Here is a 1,433-nt window from a genome sequence, read left to right on the forward strand (position 1 = left end):
CCAAGCGCTCGGCCTGGGCGCGGAATCAAGCGAACCAGATCCGTGCGCGGCTCGACGGCATCCACAGCAAGCCGGCCATCGGCGAGCGCGAGCGTAAGAGCAAAAGCGCGGCGATCCAAGCCAATGAGTACCAGGCCCGCAAGTTCGAACGCATCGCGGCAGCAGCAGAGAAGAGGGGGAATTGATGGACACGAACACCAACGCAGCCGATCCGCGCGCCGCGCGCCACGAGTTCGAATCGCTGGACGACGCGACACACTGGTTGCTGCTGCAGGGCGCCTCGTGGGCAAACGTGCACGTCGACGGCCAGGTGTGGTGCCTGGGCCGGGATGGCAGCGCCGAGCCGGTGCAGGGGAGGGCCTGACCATGGCCGAGTTCGACAGCTTCACCGAGGCGACGCGCGCAGACCTGGAATGGTGGGGCTCCGAGTTCGCGCTGCACCGGGACTTCGACTATCTGGGCCTGGCCAGCAAAAACATGCTGCAGGTGCTGATAGAGCACCGCGGCGAGATGCCGCCGCCCAACGTGGGTTTCAAGCCGCTGGAGGTGGACGCCCGCGCCCAGCGCGTGGAGGACGTGATCGGCGGCATCGCAAGGCAGGACGTGGTCATGGCCTGCGTCCTGCGCGGCTACTACTGCGGGCGCGGCCGCAAGAACTTCGAGCGCATGGAGACGGCGAACAACCTGATCGCCAACGCCGGGCACGCGCCACTGCGCCAGGGCGCCTACCTGACCCTGCGCGCGGCCGGGTTCGAGCTGGTCGGCCGGCGCCTGCGCCCGAACGCGGTGCGCCCGCTGCTGCAGGTGATGGCATGAAATGCCTGTTCTGCGACAGCGAGGCAACCGTGTTTTGCGACAAGGCAATTGCCTTGGTGTCTACGGGCGAGCTTGTGAAACGCAAAGGGCAAGCTCCGTTCGCTGTGACGTCGATGGAAGCCATGCTGTCGACGTCGTACACCTGCGATGCTCCGGTTTGTGCAAAACACGCACGCCCAGTAGGACACATTTGCGGGCACGGAACGATTGACCACTGTCATGGATGCATAGGGGCAGTGGTAAATCCGCGTCTGCCGCTTCTGACGGCCGCTCAGATCGATACGGCGCGCAACTGTATGCATGCCCGATACCGACGCAGCCGCATAGGTGTGGTGTCGTGATGCGCCACAGCACCGGCACGCCGACAGCTGCGGAGGTGGCGCGGTTCGAGCTGTCGAAGGAAGGGCCGTGCATGGCGTGCGTGGTGCGCATGGCGGCCGGCCTGCTGCCGCGGCAGCAGGTGGTGGTGGGCTGCGACTACAACCACTGCAAGAGCGGCAACCGCCGGCGCGGGCACCTGTTCGGGTACGCGCTGTGCGTGTGGCACCACCGTGGGCACCCGATGCCCAGGCAGACGACCAGCAGCACCCGCGATCGCTACGGCCCATCGCTGATGG

4 protein-coding genes are annotated in these 1,433 nt (G+C 66.5%); all 4 read left to right on the forward strand.

Annotation, left to right across the window (positions count from 1 at the left end):
- On the forward strand, nt 1-185 hold a 185-nt coding region (locus J7396_RS22230), incomplete at its 5' end, for a hypothetical protein (protein ID WP_209262164.1).
- Nucleotides 185-364, forward strand: coding sequence for a hypothetical protein (locus J7396_RS22235; protein ID WP_209262165.1), 180 nt, complete (start codon nt 185-187; stop codon nt 362-364). The genes J7396_RS22230 and J7396_RS22235, both read left to right, overlap by 1 nt.
- A 2-nt stretch (nt 365-366) precedes the next feature.
- Entirely contained in the window at nt 367-816 is a 450-nt protein-coding gene (locus J7396_RS22240) for a hypothetical protein (protein WP_209262166.1), read from the forward strand.
- A 340-nt stretch (nt 817-1,156) separates the two neighbouring features.
- A partial coding sequence (locus tag J7396_RS22245) for a Ref family recombination enhancement nuclease (RefSeq protein WP_209262167.1) occupies nt 1,157-1,433 on the forward strand: 277 nt, incomplete at its 3' end.

The organism is Xanthomonas sp. A1809 (genome assembly GCF_017746015.1).
Lineage (GTDB): Bacteria > Pseudomonadota > Gammaproteobacteria > Xanthomonadales > Xanthomonadaceae > Xanthomonas > Xanthomonas euvesicatoria.